This is a genomic window from Dyella subtropica (assembly GCF_026283965.1).
Taxonomy (GTDB): domain Bacteria; phylum Pseudomonadota; class Gammaproteobacteria; order Xanthomonadales; family Rhodanobacteraceae; genus Dyella_D; species Dyella_D subtropica.
On the sequence record NZ_JAPDPD010000025.1, the window covers coordinates 13,552 to 28,415 of the forward strand.

General features: G+C 61.7%; 12 protein-coding genes. 10 read left to right on the plus strand and 2 right to left on the minus strand.

What is annotated here, in order from left to right:
* Window positions 1–93 precede the first annotated feature (93 nt).
* From OUZ45_RS18360 to OUZ45_RS18380, 5 genes are all read left to right on the plus strand, one after another.
* Entirely contained in the window at window positions 94–1,773 is a 1,680-nt protein-coding gene (locus OUZ45_RS18360; protein WP_266171696.1) for a type IV secretory system conjugative DNA transfer family protein, read from the plus strand.
* 205 nt (window positions 1,774–1,978) lie between these two features.
* Entirely contained in the window at window positions 1,979–2,785 is an 807-nt protein-coding gene (locus OUZ45_RS18365) for a hypothetical protein (protein WP_266171698.1), read from the plus strand.
* 54 nt (window positions 2,786–2,839) lie between these two features.
* Window positions 2,840–3,403 (plus strand): hypothetical protein, encoded by a 564-nt coding sequence (locus tag OUZ45_RS18370; protein ID WP_266171700.1) that lies wholly within the window; start codon window positions 2,840–2,842, stop codon window positions 3,401–3,403.
* Window positions 3,404–3,685: 282 nt separating this feature from the next.
* Entirely contained in the window at window positions 3,686–4,189 is a 504-nt protein-coding gene (locus OUZ45_RS18375) for a hypothetical protein (RefSeq protein WP_266171702.1), read from the plus strand.
* A 476-nt stretch (window positions 4,190–4,665) separates the two neighbouring features.
* On the plus strand, window positions 4,666–7,794 hold the full coding sequence (locus tag OUZ45_RS18380) for an XVIPCD domain-containing protein (RefSeq protein WP_266171704.1): 3,129 nt from the start codon (window positions 4,666–4,668) through the stop codon (window positions 7,792–7,794).
* 129 nt (window positions 7,795–7,923) lie between these two features.
* Here OUZ45_RS18380 and OUZ45_RS18385 read toward each other — a convergent pair whose 3' ends face one another.
* Window positions 7,924–8,907 carry a cupin domain-containing protein gene (locus OUZ45_RS18385; RefSeq protein WP_266171706.1) on the minus strand — a complete coding sequence of 328 codons (984 nt, stop codon included), beginning with the start codon at window positions 8,905–8,907 and terminating at the stop codon, window positions 7,924–7,926.
* A 112-nt stretch (window positions 8,908–9,019) separates the two neighbouring features.
* Here OUZ45_RS18385 and OUZ45_RS18390 point away from each other — a divergent pair, with 112 nt between their 5' ends.
* Both OUZ45_RS18390 and OUZ45_RS18395 read left to right on the plus strand, forming a co-directional pair.
* Window positions 9,020–9,361: a carboxymuconolactone decarboxylase family protein gene (locus tag OUZ45_RS18390; RefSeq protein ID WP_266171708.1), complete on the plus strand. Its 342-nt coding sequence runs from the start codon at window positions 9,020–9,022 to the stop codon at window positions 9,359–9,361.
* An 87-nt stretch (window positions 9,362–9,448) separates the two neighbouring features.
* Window positions 9,449–10,453 (plus strand): SLAC1 anion channel family protein, encoded by a 1,005-nt coding sequence (locus tag OUZ45_RS18395; RefSeq protein ID WP_266171710.1) that lies wholly within the window; start codon window positions 9,449–9,451, stop codon window positions 10,451–10,453.
* Between the two features lie 5 nt (window positions 10,454–10,458).
* Here OUZ45_RS18395 and OUZ45_RS18400 read toward each other — a convergent pair whose 3' ends face one another.
* Window positions 10,459–10,902 (minus strand): hypothetical protein, encoded by a 444-nt coding sequence (locus OUZ45_RS18400; RefSeq protein ID WP_266171712.1) that lies wholly within the window; start codon window positions 10,900–10,902, stop codon window positions 10,459–10,461.
* A gap of 84 nt (window positions 10,903–10,986) precedes the next feature.
* Here OUZ45_RS18400 and OUZ45_RS18405 point away from each other — a divergent pair, with 84 nt between their 5' ends.
* The 3 genes from OUZ45_RS18405 (at window position 10,987) to OUZ45_RS18415 (ending at window position 14,751) form a co-directional block, all read left to right on the plus strand.
* Window positions 10,987–12,051 (plus strand): class I SAM-dependent methyltransferase, encoded by a 1,065-nt coding sequence (locus OUZ45_RS18405; RefSeq protein WP_266171714.1) that lies wholly within the window; start codon window positions 10,987–10,989, stop codon window positions 12,049–12,051.
* Window positions 12,048–12,752, plus strand: a complete 705-nt coding sequence (locus OUZ45_RS18410) for a pseudouridine synthase (RefSeq protein ID WP_266171716.1) — start codon at window positions 12,048–12,050, stop codon at window positions 12,750–12,752. Before OUZ45_RS18405 ends, OUZ45_RS18410 begins: the two co-directional genes overlap by 4 nt.
* A 439-nt stretch (window positions 12,753–13,191) precedes the next feature.
* Window positions 13,192–14,751 (plus strand): protein adenylyltransferase SelO, encoded by a 1,560-nt coding sequence (locus tag OUZ45_RS18415; protein WP_266171718.1) that lies wholly within the window; start codon window positions 13,192–13,194, stop codon window positions 14,749–14,751.
* The last annotated feature ends 113 nt before the right edge of the window (window positions 14,752–14,864 follow it).

The window sequence follows — 14,864 nt, forward strand, 5'->3', positions numbered from 1 at the left end:
TAGCGGATCAGATGTTTCTCATCGCATCACGAGGTTGATGTCCATCCACATTGACGTGACCATGAGGGAAAGAATGAGCTAGGAGTTGTGCGCATGCGCTCAAGGAAGGCGGTGTTTGCTGGCGTGGCGTTACTGGCGGCTGTGGTTGTCGGCCTCTATGGCTCCGGCCTTCTCACATTCATGCTGCTGGGTCTGCATGACCAGCCCGTGCAGTGGAATACCTACGGGCAATACATTCGCGCGCTTGACCAGCCGCAGTTCGCACCTTACGCACTGCGCATCAAGATCGCCGGAATCATCGGCTTCGGTGTTCCGGCGCTTTCCTGGCTGGGTTTGCTGGTTCTGCTAGTCAAGTCGAAGAAACGGTCGCTGCACGGCGAAGCGCACTTCGCCACGGCAAGCGATCTGGCCAAACAAGGCATGTTCACGCCATCGCCCACCAGCCTCATCGTCGGCAAGATGCGCGGCAAGTTCGTCTATATGTCCGGGCAGCAATTCGCGATCCTCGCCGCACCGACGCGCAGCGGCAAAGGCGTAGGTATCGTCATCCCGAACCTGCTGAGCTATCCCGGTTCGATAGTGGTGCTCGATATCAAGCAGGAGAACTTCGATCTGACCAGCGGTTGGCGTCAATCGCAGGGCCAGGACGTTTTCCTCTTCAATCCCTTCGCGGAAGACATGCGCTCGGCACGCTGGAACCCGCTGCATTACGTGTCCGATGGCGTGTACCGCATTTCCGACCTGATGGCATTGGCAGAGACTTTGTACCCCGACGGCTCGTCGGACCAGAAATTCTGGGTCAGTCAGGCACGCAACGCGTTCGTCGCGTTCACGATGTACCTGTTCGAGAAGCGTGACGCACAACGTGTCAAAGATCGTCCATCCAGGAACATCCAGGAGCCGACACTCGGCCAGGTATTCCGCCTGTCTTCCGGCGACGGCACTGAACTGAAGGCCTGTCTGCGTGGGTTGTCGCAACAACCCTTTCTGAGCGGCGACGCCAAGAATGCGTTCAGCAACCTGCTATCACAGGCGGACGACACCTTCTCATCCATCATGGGAAGCTTCCGCGAGCCACTGAACATGTTCATCAATCCAGTGCTCGACGCCGCCACCAGTGGCAACGACTTTCTGTTGACCGATGTGCGCAAGAAGCCGATGACGATCTATATCGGTATCCAGCCCAACAAACTGGCCGAGAGCCGCATCATCATCAACATGTTCTTCAGTCAGCTGGTCAAGCTCAATACCAAGGAGCTGCCCTCGCAGAACACCGAGCTCAAGCACCAGTGCCTGCTGCTGATGGACGAGTTCACCGCCATCGGCAAGGTGGACGTGATCGCTAGTGCGGTGTCCTTCATCGCTGGCTACAACCTGCGCATGCTGCCGATCATTCAAAGCACTTCGCAGCTAGAGGCCGTGTACGGCAGGGACGTTGCGCGCACCTTCGTGACCAATCATGCGCTACAAATCGTCTACACCCCGCGCGAGCAGCGTGATGCGAATGAGTATTCGGAGATGCTTGGCTATACCACCGTGCGCAAGCAGAACATTACGCGTGGTCGCGATGTGAGTCGGAGCGAATCAGAGGAGCGGCGCGCCCTCATGCTGCCGCAAGAACTCAAGGCGATGAGTGGTGAGAAGGAGGTCTTCTTCTACGAAGGTATTCCACATCCGGTGATGTGCGACAAGATCCGGTATTACCAGGACAAGTTATTTACTCGGCGGTTGCTACCGAGGGTGGAGGTGCCAGCACTCGATATACGGGGATGATATCGGATGTCATGAGGGGGCCTCGTGACGAATAGACCTCCTGAGAGCTTTATCCTCGGACGGAGAGGTGATGCGCGTGGCGTGATTGTTTGTGATGTGCGGTGTCAAGAAGCAGGCGCTGTTCTTGATGACTGTTAGGAAGGTGTATGGCTTGCTCTGCAAGTTACCGCCTGATCATGTGTGAACCCGACTAGGGGAGAAGGTCATGCTAGGAAAGCTGTTTGGTTGGAAAGGGAAGAAGGTTGGCGAGTCAAAGGAGTCTGCGGAAATGCAGGCAGAAACAAAGCCTTCAGGCGAGGCATCATCTTCTGGCGATCAGATGCACCCCGGTGATGCGATTTTGTTGCAAACCATCGCCAGTAAGCGCGCTGAAGATCCTTTGATAGGTGCCAGGGTGGCTGGCGATGCCATCTTTCGGTTCCTCCTGAAAGCGTTGAAGAACGAGCAGGGTGTGCATATTGAAACGCTCCTCACCGTGCTTGGCGCATTGGCGGGTTATGCGTGTCAGATGGGCATCCGCAAGATATACGAATCTAGACCAACGGAGCCGCTCCCTTTTGTTGTCGCCACTACTACCTCGGGCCAGACGCTCTACTTCGGCGATGTTTTGAACAGGCCATTAGTTGAAACCGACTACTCGGTATGGGGGCTTTGTTTCGGCCAGGCTATGCAGCTCGGCGCGCAGCTACCGGACATGCAGGAGATGTTTAGCCATGTGAGTGCTACCGCGGGGAGCAGCGAGTTTGGTGTCCCGCGCTATCCGGGCGAAGGGGCGGCGGCAGACCTGCCGGTCAATTACCTTCGTGTGTTCTGGCCCCATATTCTTCCAGTGCTGGAGAGGTGGTGCTTCGAACCCACCGAATGGCATGTCGCCATCAGTATCGCTGCTCAGAACGCTATCGTTGCCGCCAAGGATGCGATCGATCCGGGGTTTGCTGCCACCATAGTGATGGAGTGCGCGATACCTATGTCGAAGATGGATGCCGCCGACATCTTCAAGAGCGTGGAGTAGAGCTGCCTGTTGAGGGCTGCATTTTGAATGCAAGCATGGAAAGGAGATTCGCACATGACGGTTAGCTTCAAACTTCCCCCGGGTTGGGCTGGTCCGCTGGAAGGCAAAGACCCTTGGCCGTTGCGGTTTTATCACCACAACTTTGGCGCGCGTCATTTCAATACGCAGCGTTGCTGGATTATCTATAGCAACAACTGCTTTACTCGCCTGACGGGAGACAAGCCTGCGGGACCACCATCTGTACCGAACTGGCGAGATGATTGGAGCGGGCACTTTGGTGTCCTACCTGATGATTACGGCGGGCGCACTTTCCCCGGCCCGGTCGACATCCACTGGACCTCGCTGGATGGCACCGCGCACGAAGCCGTCATCGACCTGGATGCGCTGTTCAAAGAGCGTCTGGTGTTGCACAACCTTTCCAAGGACGAGATTCCCGAAGGTTGGCTTGCTAGCTGTGCAGGTCATCCTGTAACGCCGCACATCTTGGTCGAAGTCAACGATCGCACCGTCAGCGTTTACATGCGGGCTTTGGTGGCTACCAAGGAAGAGCAAATTCCTGGTAACCCACATAGCAAAGGACGCAACGACCTGATGCTGGCCTGGACCCATACCTACTGAGCAAGGAGTGCTGATCATGAGCGTGCCTAGGGACCAAATGAACGTAGACGGCCTGCCCAGCGACGGTGTAGGGCACGATGTCGCCACGCCGGAGCAGCTGGCCAAGTTCGACCAAGCGCGCGGGGCATTGTCGCGATTCCGAGTGCCGATCCTGGTGCATGCGGACAACCCGCACGAATGGCTTTATCGTGAGCTTTGCAAATCGATGACACCTTGCATGGATCGAAGGCTTCATAACGTATTTGCTATCGCGCCATCACACACTTTCTAGTGAGTATTGTCATGCCTCTACATTTCGAAGCAGCCAACGGTTCAGCGATTGATCATCAACATGGCTTGGAAGTATTTCAGCCAAGAATGGAGCCAACAGAAAATCAGGGTGAGGTGGAATATCAGTATTGGATTTTTCGTGGCGAAAGTCAGTATTCACTGGGGTGCTTTGGAACTTTTAACTCTATTAAAAATGAAGGCCGAAATGTGGATGTTTTCACCCTGAATCTTGGTCAAAACTGGGTGATCGAATCAATCTTTAAGACGAAAGATCGACTCAACATTTTGGGCGATAAGTTCAGCTTTCTAGTTGGCCTATCCGAGGGATTGGTCAGGGTTTTCCAAAGTAGAAGAGACAATGACAACGAGGTGCGCTACTTGGCTTTGAGCCAGGAAGCAGTCCTTCATGATCACGGGATCGCTATTCCCGATGGACTACTTCGTCTACCCAATGGGGATATCGTGCTCGCCGAAGTAACGGTGCCTGCGCATCCATCGGCGAGCACCGTGTCATGACTCAGTTTGTCTTCGATGACTACGTGCGAACCACCATGGGTGGTGCTACCAATGTTGCTGATGGCACCAAGTTGTCGCCGGCCCAAGTCGAAAGGGTAGCTGCCTACTTGAGGTCATCTGACTCAGGAGTAGACGCTTCATCAAGCTTTGAAGCCTACGTGTCAAAAAGCATGACGACACATCCGCCTGCGTTGCCAGCCGGGGTCGACTACGTGGGCTTTTCAGGCAAAGATAGATCTGGAAAGGCCAACTTCTACAATGCTGATGACTATGTGAAAGAGGTCGGCGGAAGAGCCGGCATCATAGGAAATACGGCTTGGGGGAAGTTTGTCGCTCGAACATCATCCGATGCGACTTTTGACATTGTCGAAGGAAAGTTCAAGAGCTTTCTAGAATCAGAAGGCATTGCACCGCTCGGCAACAATGTCAAAGGCGCCTTGCAGGACATGATGTGGAATGCCGGAAGCGAGCCCTTCATGTCCAACGCCATCAAAAATGGGCGGCCGATCGTGGCGTTTGTTGAAAACGCGCCACTCAATCGTGGATTCTCCACCTTCGAGCTGCCTACCGCGCTGAGTAGCCCCGGCGCAGTGATGAATGGCTACCCCATGCGCGCCTTCACGGGAGACACGCTCGCATTCTCCAGTCAATCGGCCACCGAGTTCCGCGAGCTCGAACACCACCTTGCAGCATCAGCTACCCAACAAAGCGGTCGCCCCGTCAGCGTAGCGGACCTTCGCGCGAAGGTCGATGTCATCGGCGGCTACCACGCCGTGCAGAAAACGATGTTCGGCCTACCATTGTCCGAGTTCAGTCAGCTCAATCTCGATGGCATGGCCGCGGCCAGCAAAGCCTGGTCCGCCGCCCATGCGGCCGAGGCGCAGGTCGCGCTCGAATCGGCGAAAGCCAGCGAAATGCGTCCGCCCGTGATGGAACAGCACCTGACTACTGGACCTCCATCGGTGGAAGGCGGGGGCCTGACCCGTGGCCGCGTGCCTGCTGCACCGGGCGTCACGACAGCGGGTTCATCAGGACCCGAACTGGCCATCAAGGGCTTGGGTCTTGTTGGCGCCGCCGCCGTGGTCCACGACGCCACCACCACCGTAAGCCACGCTGTGGATCTGCAGCACCAGGGCAATATCACGGGCAGCCAGTCGGCCATTGTGCATTTCACCGGCCGCACCGTCGGCATGCTGGCCGGCGCCGAAATCGTGGGGGCGGCGGCCACCCTGGCCGGCGCGGAGTTGGGGCTGGGCGCGCTGCCCCTGGGCGCCGCGGGAGCCATCGTCGGCGCCATCGGCGGCGACAAGCTGGCCGATGCGGTCGACCAGCAGCGCATCCACACCCAGCAAGACGCCGCCGGCAACACCTGGACCTATGCAGATCAGCAGGGCTGGACGCGTATGGAGCGCACGCTCGATACCGACGCCATGCGTCTGAATGATGGGTTTCCGGTGTACCGACAGCACACGATCCCCGCCGATCCGGCACTGACCGACCGGCTCAACTACCAGGCCAGCAACACCTCCGTGGAACTGCAACTGGCGCGGCCGTTCACCCCGGCCGACCCCTATACGCAGCCGGCCGGGCCGGGCGATACGCATAGCGACTTTGGCGCGACGCCTTGGCAGCGCGATGCGCAGACACACGCTTGGACCCGCCAGGTGACCGAGCAGGTCATCGAGCGCCATGCGGCGCAACAACGGATCGAAACCGCCAGCCCGACGCGGGCCGCGCAACTCGATCAGGCGGCGCAACACACCATCGCCGACAACCTGGCGCAGTCGTCGCAGCGTATCGCGCAGCACTACCAGGCGGCGTATCAGCAATACGGCTGGTCGAAGCACGGCCCCATACCCCAGCACGTCAGCCACGCGCTCGAGACATCCGAATACGCCCTGCAAGCTTCGGACGGCCATACTTACACCCGCAGCGCGGATGGGTCATGGACCACGCCTGGCACGGTGTGGGGCACCAACACCGCCGAAGGCAACGTGCGCGACGAACTCAACGCCACGCAACTTGCCAATAGCCACGCGAACGCCGCAGCCGCATCGGGAGAAACCGCCGCAGCACCCCATGCACCGGCAGCAGGCCTGTCGCGCACCATGACCTCGCCCGGTGTAGGTGAGCACGCGCGCGCCCAGGCAGCGATGCACGGTGGCGATGCCCCGGCTCAGCGACAGGCCGCGAAGATCCTGAGCGACCAGCAACGAGCGGAGCCTTTGACCACGGATCCGACGCCAGGACGTGGGCAGCCTTCACCGACTACACCGCACATGGCGAGCCATCGGGACTCGCCGAATGGAAACGGATCACCAGCACGCGGGCACGAAAGCCCGTCACCCGCCGATGCGGCCAGGCATGCGGCCGACGCACAGGCACAGACACAAGCGACCAGGGCCGCCGAGGCGCATGTGCAACAACACCTGGCATCGCATGCCTCACAGGTTCGGACGGCGGAACAGGTGCGAGAGGCGGTAGGGTCCGTTCGCCATGACGCCGCACCACAGCGAGGCGCCGATACGCATCGCGCATTTGATCGGCAGCGTTATCTGGAGGTGGGCAATATCCCGGTGCCGGCCTCGTTCGACCAGCCGGAGACCCTCAGTCCTCGTTCGCTTACACCCGTCCTCCGCGAGACTCACCCGGACCCTGCGCACGAGCAGACGCTGTTGCGCGACGTGTCCATGATCAACAAGCGCACCGAACAGGAACTTGGCAAGCGCCCGGCATGGCAGGAGACACCGTCGTTGTCGCGCCATCATGCGCAGGCGCGCGTTGTTCCCGATCACACGATGGAGCGAACGACGCCGGTGGAATCGATGCGACACGATCATCCAGCAATGCGCCCGATGGAACCGCCTAAAGAACAACCGGCCGTTGCACCGGCGATGCCCGCCCCGGTCGCGCCCCAACAGAGTGCGCCCAGCCATCACGGGTCGCCAGCGATGGATGCGTCAGTACCGACACAGGCTTCATCGGCACGGACGGCGGAGCCCGTCACGCGGACGGAGCCGCTCCATCATTCGACGGAGCCACTGCACCCGGTTGGGGAGGACGATACCTATGCTCGACCGACACCTCCGATGCCATCGACCCATGCGCCGGCGATCCCTGTGCAGAGGTCCATGGAATCCACGGCTGAGGTCGATCGCGACGGGCGGCTGCTCGATCCGAGACACGCGGCGCATCCCGATCACGCCATGCACGACACGATCCGCGATCAGCTCGTTACCCTCCATGACGAAGCCGGCCTGCCTCTCAGTCGAGAGCAGTTGGACCGATTGACGGCGAGCGTCTTGATCGAGGCCAAGCGGTCGGGCCTGACGGACGTCACCCATCTGGAGTTCGGCGAAAACCCCGAGACCGGAAAGATCGTGCCGACGATCCACGTTCTCCAGGCGTTCCGGGGCGATCTCGATGACCCGCGCACGGGATGGGGTGCGGTGGATGCGCAACAGGCCGTTAACATCCCCGTGGAGCAATCGCATCAGCAGCTGCAAACCGTTAATCAGCAACTCGAACACCAGCAACAGCAAAACCAGCAGTTGCGTTTGCAGGAACAACAACAGCAGGGCATGGGGCTGACCATCACGCGGTGACCGCCCCCTGTGACTGACTTGGGGATGGAGACCCGTCGGCGAGGTGTGTTGTGATGACTCCGTTAGCGAACGCCGAGCGCTGCGGTTACTCGCCTGCGTGATCCAGATCGCCAGGCGTGCATTCCCGTTTCAAGGTTGGCCTGCAGGGAAGACGGCTGCATCCAGCGTGGGTACGGATGTGCTCTGGCCAGGATTGGCCTGGGCGTGCAGGCGCCGGAAGCGCGCTGGCGTGATCCCGCTGTACTGGCGGAACGCCTTGCCGAACGCCGCTTCGGACTGGTAGCCCACGTCCTGCCCGATATCACCGGTGCGTCGGCGAGATTGCATCAGCAGGTCGCTGGCGATGTGCATGCGCAAACGGGTCAGGCATTCCCAGGGCGTCATGCCGGCGCGTTCGCTGAAGTGGCGCGCGAAGCTCGCGCGAGACATGGCGGCGATGCGGCCGAGCTCCTCCAGCGTCCACGCACGTGCGGGCTCGGCCAGCATGGCTTGCACGGCGGCGCCGAGTCGTGCGTCCGCTAGCAGGGTCAGCACGCCGGCCTCTTGTTGGCGGCGTGTGCTGTAAGCGCGCAAGACCATGGCGAACAACGCATGGGTAAGTGCGGTGACGATGGCCAGGGCTCCGGGCTGGCGGTGTCCGGCTTCCGTGCGCATCAGCTCGACGAGTGCCCGCAGCGGTGTCGCGGCGCCGGGCTGGTTCAAGGAAACCTGCACGGTTTCGGGAAGGGCTGCCATCAGCAAGGTGGCGGAAGCGGGGGCGTAATGAAAGCGGCCGCACAGCAGATCCAGCTCGACTTTGTCCTCGGTGTTGCGCCGCAGCGGCAGCATGCCGTCGTGCTCCTGCCGGATCGGCGCGGCAGGTGTCGTGCTGGCGGTGGCGCGGATCAGGTGGGCGGCCCCGTGCGGAAACAGCACCAGATCGCCGGCCGACAACGGCAATGGCGACCCGCCGGCCGGTTCGACCGTGCAATGACCGTCCAACACCAGATGAAACAGTGCTTCGCCCTGCGGCGAAGGTGCGTGGTCCACCGCAAAATCACCGGCGAACTGGCAGCGCAGATCGAGACTGCCTTGCAGGTGAGCGAGCTGGATCAGGCGACTCAAAGCATCCATGAGACGATCGCGCTAGAAATAGAGCGCATGGAGTATTCATCGTGATGGCGAGCGGCGCAACACTGCGCAGCACGGCGGGCACGGTGTCCGCCGCCTCATAAGGAGAGGCGTCATGCTCGATTGGGTTGCTTATCACAAAGAATTGCTGGGTCGCATCGGTGAAGTCGGCAAGCTGAGTCCGGATACCGTCGCGGGTTACCAGACCCTGTCCAACGCCGCCAAGAAAACCGGCCATCTCGATCCCAAGACGCACGAACTGATTGCGCTAGCCGTGGCCGTAACCACGCGCTGCGACGGTTGTATCACCGTGCACTCGGCACAGGCGCTGAAGAACGGTGCCAGCCGTGAGGAGATCGCCGAGGCACTAGGCGTGGCGATTGCGTTGAACGCGGGTGCGGCCTTGGTTTACTCGGCACGCGTGATGGACGCGGTCAGCGCCCACAGCGCTGCATAGTCATCTCCGCTTGGCCCGCTTGTAGGAGCGCATCCTGTGCGCTCCTACAGCAGGGATGCAGGCCCTTACTCTTCTGGTTATTTCCCTATGCGTAACTCGCCGGTTGTCCCGCGCGCTTCGGGCGCGCGTGTTGCAGAGTGGCCGGTCAGCCTGTTTGGCGCGGTGATGGGCCTCAGCGGACTGGCCCTGGCCTGGCGTCTGGCGACGCGAAACTTTGGAGCGCCGGGTTGGATCGGCGACGTGTTTGCTGCGCTCGCCTGGCTGGCGTTTGTCGCTTTGGTGACGATCCAGATCCGCCGTGCCGTGCGCGATCCTTCTGTCTGGATGGCCGAGCTTCGGCATCCGATCACGGGCAGTTTTCTTGGCACGTTCTGGATCAGTCTGTTGTTGCTGCCAATGTTGCTTCCCGCCCCAATGGGGATGGCGGCGCGCGTGATGTGGATGGTGGGTGCCGTTGGCATGACGGCGTTTGCGTGGTTCAGCATTCAGCGCTGGATCGGCGCGCGACAGGAGGCGGCGCATGCGACGCCGACCTGGATCATTCCGGTGGTGGGGCTGCTGGATATTCCGCTCGCCTATCCCACGTTGGGCTTGCCTTCGTTGCAGGAGCCCATGCTGTTTGCGCTGGCGGTGGGCCTGTTCTTTGCCGTGCCGTTGTTCGCCATGATTTTTTCGCGGCTGATGTTTCATGAGCCGTTGCCGCCGGCTTTGCAGCCGACGTTGCTGATCCTGGTGGCGCCGTTTGCGGTGGGTTTCTCGGCCTACGTCGCCGTGATGGGGCAGGTGGATGTCTTCGCGCGTGGGTTGTTCTATCTGAATTTGTTTGTGCTGGCCGTGTTGCTCGGGCGCCTGCAAGGCACGGCGCGGGGGGAGGCGTTTCAGTTGTCGTGGTGGGCAGTGAGCTTCCCCGTCGCTGCCAGTGCCGTCGCCGCGTTGAAATTTTCCGTCGCTATGCCGTCATCGCTGAGCCAGGTGCTGGCCCTGGGCATGCTGGCATTCGCGACGTCGGTGATCGTTGTACTGCTGTTGCGCACGCTGATGGGCATCGCTCGCGGCGAGACGCTGCTGGCGGGCGCAGTGGCGAAGGCTTGATGCCGTCAATGGCTGGGCGCAGGCGAGGGCAGGCGCCGGTAATTGCCTGAAAGCGCTTCGCCGCCATGGCAGAAGTAGGTCAGGCTGAAGCGGTCGTCCTCCTGCTCGCTCAGCACATCGACGCTGTCGCTGGGCGCGTGACGCACGGTAAGCAAGGCCCCCGCTTTCCATGCCTGCAGCGACACCTGCAACTGATCGCCGATGAGCATGCCTGTTCCCTGGAACGCGCACGCATTCGCACCGGTACCTACGAAGTTCAGCCAGTAGCCGCCGTCGTTGCGGGTGATGTCGAGTCGTTGCGTGCCGTGGGCGTAGTGGCCGTCGAAGGTGGCGCGCGGCGGTGCGGTTGGCGCCTCGGCCGACGGCGGTGCGCGTCCCGGTTCGCAGCCGGAGAGCGCACAGGCCAGTGCGAGTAGAGCCCAATGGGAGCGGGGCGGGTGTCGACACATGCGGTGACAGTAGCGCAACTCTTTCGAACATGCGGCGGGCGGGCCGCGTAAAATGGCTACCTTCCCCTGCGAGAAGGTCGGCAAGTGAGTGCTGCCGCGTTGTCCTCCGCCGATACGGCGTTGGAGGCTTTGTTCGTTCCCTTCGCGACCGGCGCGCTGACGCTGTCGGCGGATGGCCGCGTGCTGTTTCTGCATGCGCGCGACGGTTTTCGCCTGCGCGAAATGGCGCGTGCGGGCTGGGTGTGCGAGCAGAGCTTCAAGCCCTTTGCCGATGGCTTGATGCGGAGCGGTTTGCAGGTGGCCGAGCCATCGCTGAAGGACCGTTTCGCCCTGGTGCTGGTATTGCCGCCGCGGCAGCGCGATGAGGCGCGAGCCTTGTTTGCGCGCGCTGTCCACCATGCCTGGCCAGGCGGGATCGTGCTGGCCTGCATTCCCAATGCCGAAGGCGCCAAATCCGGCGAGGCCGACCTGGCGCGGCTCGCCGGCCCGCTCGCCCATCTTTCCAAGCACAAATGCCGGGTGTTCTGGAGCGCGCCGCTGGGCGATCGTGTCGATACCGCGCTGCTGGACGAATGGCTCGCGCTGGATGCGCCGCGCACCAATCCCGCCGGTTACGTCAGTCGCCCCGGCCTGTTCGCGTGGGATCGGGTGGATGTGGCTTCCGCGCTGTTGGCCGGACATCTGCCGACCGATTTGCAGGGGCGCGTGGCCGATCTCGGCGCCGGTTACGGCTACCTTTCCGCGCAAGTACTGGCGCGCTGCCCCAAGGTGGCGGCTATCGATCTCTATGAGGCGGAAGCACGCGCGCTGGAGCCGGCGCGCATCAATCTGGCCGATGCACAGCGCGAGAGCGGGCGCGAGGTGGCGGTGTCGGTGCACTGGCACGACGCCACCGTCGGCCTGCCGCAACGCTACGACGCCATCGTCAGCAACCCGCCGTTCCACCAGGGACGCGAAGACCTGCCCGCGCTGGGGCGAGCCTTCATCCAGACCGCTGCCGATGCGCTGTTGCCGCACGGCCGGCTGTGGATGGTGGCCAACCGACATCTGCCTTACGAAGCGACGCTGGCGTCGCGATTCAACCATGTGCGCACGGTAGTGACGCAAGAAGGATTCAAAGTGATCGAAGCTCAGGGTGTTCGCGGATGAAACTGGTCAAGCTGATTGCCAATCTCGGTTATGGCAGCCGCAAGGACGTCGCGCTGATGTTCCGCGAAGGACGCATTACCGATCCGGATGGCGAGGTGCTGTATGCCGACGACAAGGTGCCGCACGAGCACATCCGCGTCGACGACGAGCCGCTCGATCCACCGACCGGCCTGGTGTTGATGATGAACAAGCCACTGGGTGCCACCTGCTCACGCAAGGATCAGGGCCGTGTGGTCTACGACCTGCTGCCGCCGCGCTATCGCATGCGCGACCCGTCGCTGTCCACGGTGGGGCGGCTCGACCGTGATACTTCGGGCCTGCTGTTGTTCACCGACGACGGCGCGCTGCTGCATCGGATCATTTCACCGCGTGCTCAGGTGACCAAGGTGTACGAAGCGGTGCTGGCGCACGACCTGCGCGGCGACGAGGCCGTGCTGTTCGCCAGCGGCAGCATGATGCTGGAGTCGGAAAAGGAGCCGCTTGCCCCGGCGCAGCTCGAGGTAGTCGAGCCGAGGCTTGCGCGTCTGACCATCACGGAAGGTCGTTACCACCAGGTACGCCGCATGTTCGCCGCGGTCGGCAACCATGTCGAAGCCCTGCACCGAATCTCGGTGGGCGGGCTGACGCTGGATACGCTACCCGCCGGTGAATGGCGGGCACTCCTGCCGAACGAGGTGGAGCGGATCTTCCGTAGCGCGTAAGCGCTCAGGTCTCCGCAGCGATGGACAAGGTTTGCCGCTCGCGACTTCGCGCGAGTTCATCCTCGCGGCGAGAGCGCGCTCCAGCACTCCAGGAAACCAGTTTGAACCCTTCGTGGGTATTCTTTGCGGGTTTTGCGTCCAGGCCCGCTTTCGCGGCAAGCATCCCTGCGACCCGCTGCATTCCGCGCCCCAGGGCGGAACGAGCAAGAGACATATGCATGGTCAGTGCTCCCGGCTGCCCCTGTGCAACCGTAAATTCATAGTAAACAAATTTCAGCTTTGTGTGTGAAATGTGACGACAGTCATGAGGGTCCGTCTTGCCTTTTTTTTCAGGGCGGCGCTGTCATATTCGCCAGGTGGTCGCAAGGCTTGCGTAAGGCTCTTTTCGCCCGGATATGAAGTAAGTCTGCCGACAGGCCTCACCGGATTTCAGTACGTCATGCACAAGCTCCATTTCGACAATGCCTTTGTTCGTGAGCTGCCTGGCGATCCCATGCATGGCATCGGCACGCGACAAGTGGACGGGGCGTTGTACTCGCTGGTCGAACCCACGCCCGTCGCCGCACCGAAGGTGGTCGCCTATTCGGCGGAGATGGTCGAACAGCTCGGCTTGAGCGCAGCGGATATCGCCCGGCCAGAATTCGTCGAGGTGTTTGGAGGCAACGCACTGTTGCCGGGCATGCAAGCCTGGGCGGCCAATTACGGTGGGCACCAGTTCGGCGTATGGGCAGGGCAGCTGGGCGACGGGCGGGCGATTTCGCTGGGCGAACTCGTCAACGACGCCGGCGAACGTCTGGAGCTGCAACTCAAGGGCGCGGGGCCCACACCGTATTCGCGCGGCGCGGACGGCCGCGCCGTGTTGCGTTCGTCCATTCGCGAATTTCTGTGCAGCGAGGCCATGCATCACCTCGGTGTGCCGACCACGCGCGCACTGAGCATCGTGCTGACCGGCGATACGGTAGTGCGCGACATGTTCTATGACGGCCATCCGCAGGCCGAGTTGGGTGCCATCGTGTGCCGCGTGGCGCCTTCCTTCATCCGCTTCGGCAACTTCGAGTTGCCGAGTTCACGTGGCGACGTGGCACTGCTGCGCCAGCTGGTCGATTTCACCATCCGCCGCGATTTCCCCGAACTGCAGGGTGAGGGTGAAGCGCTCTACGCCGAGTGGTTCGGTCAAGTGTGTGAGCGCACCGCAGCGATGGTGGCGCACTGGATGCGGGTGGGCTTTGTGCACGGCGTAATGAATACCGACAACATGTCCATCCTCGGCCTCACCATCGACTATGGCCCGTACGGCTGGATCGACGATTTCGATCCCGACTGGACGCCCAACACCACCGACGCCGGACGTCGCCGCTACCGTTTCGGCCAGCAACCGAACGTGGCCTGGTGGAACCTGAGCCGCCTGGCCGGCGCGCTGGCGCCGCTGTTCACTGGCGTGGAGTCATTGCAAGCCGGGCTGGATCGCTACGCCGCCACGTTCGCCGCTGCCGACCGCCTCACCACGGCTGCCAAACTGGGTCTGGCCGAATGCCGCGACGGTGATGTCGAGTTGATGCAGTCCTTGCATCAGCTGTTGCACGAAGGCGAGGTGGACATGACGTTGTTCTTCCGTGCTCTGTCCGATGTGGACGCCTACGCGCCATCGTTGGACCCCTTCCGGCATGCGTTCTATGACGAGGCGAAGATGTGGAGCACGGAGCAGGGTTTTCAGGCCTGGTTGGCGCGCTACACCGCGCGGTTGGTGGAGGACTCGTTTTCTGCCGATGAGCGGCGTGCGCGCATGCACGCGGCCAATCCTTGTTACGTGCTGCGCAATTATCTGGCGCAGGAGGCGATCGATCGCGCGGAGCAGGGTGACTATGCCGGTATCGATGAGTTGCTTGATGTGATGCGGCGTCCTTATGAGGAGCAGCCGGGGCGTGAGCGTTATGCGGGGAAGCGGCCGGATTGGGCGAAGCAGAAGGCGGGGTGTTCGATGTTGTCGTGCAGCTCGTGAGCGCCGCGTTGACTCCCTCTCCCCGCCGGGGAGAGGGTTGGGGTGAGGGGTGGGTGCTCGCGATAACCTCTCACTGTCGTCATTCCGGCGAAGGCCGGAATCCAGTGCCTGAG